1 protein-coding gene is annotated in these 902 nt (G+C 65.3%); it reads right to left on the bottom strand.

From position 1 onward, the window contains the following. Positions 1 to 902: glucose-1-phosphate adenylyltransferase (locus AC1DU6_RS33175; RefSeq protein ID WP_477862569.1), on the bottom strand; the 902-nt coding region annotated here is incomplete at both ends.

Here is a 902-nt window from a genome sequence, read left to right as displayed (position 1 = left end):
GCGTCCAGCACCGCGTCCTCGCCGACGACGAGGCCATCGGGGATCTCGCAACCGCGATCGACGATGACCTTGGTCAGCCGGCAATGCCGCCCGATCTCGACGCCGGGCAGCAGCACGCACTGGTGGATGTTGCAGAAGGAGCGGATGCGCACGTTGTTGAACAGCACCGACTGCACGACATGCGAGCCCGACACGATGCAGCCCGCGCTGACGATGGTGTTGACCGTCATGCCGTGCATGCCGTTGTGGTCGGGGATGAACTTGGCCGGAGGCAGCTGGCGCTGGTAGGTCCAGATCGGCCAGTCGGTGTCGTAGATGTCGAGCTCGGGGCTGATGGAGGCCAGGTCGAGGTTGGCGGCCCAGAAGGCGTCCAGCGTGCCGACGTCGCGCCAGTAGGGCGTGGCACCGTTGGGATTCATGATGCAGCTCATGCCGAAGGGGTGAGCCACGGCGCGGTTCTCGGCAACGACCTTGGGAATCACGTCCTTGCCAAAGTCATGGCTGGAGGTGGGGTCGGCCAGGTCTTCGGCCAGAAGCCGGTACAGGTAGTCGGCGTTGAAGATGTAGATGCCCATGCTGGCCAGGCAGACGCCATCGCGGCCCGGGATGCAGGGCGGGTCGGCGGGCTTTTCCTTGAAGGCCGTGATGCGACGCTCGTCGTCCACGGCCATCACGCCGAAGGCACTCGCCTCGCCCTTGGGCACCTCGATGCAGCCAACGGTGCAACCCGCCCCTGTGGCGACATGGTCCACCAGCATGCTGGAGTAGTCCATCTTGTAGATGTGGTCGCCCGCCAGCACGACGATGTAGTCGGCGCCGGTGCTCTGCACGATGTCCAGATTCTGGAATACCGCATCGGCCGTGCCGCGGTACCAGCTCTCATCGTCGGTGCGCTGCTGGGC

The organism is Roseateles sp. P5_B10 (assembly GCF_056400485.1).
This window is presented reverse-complemented; position numbering and strand designations above follow the sequence as displayed.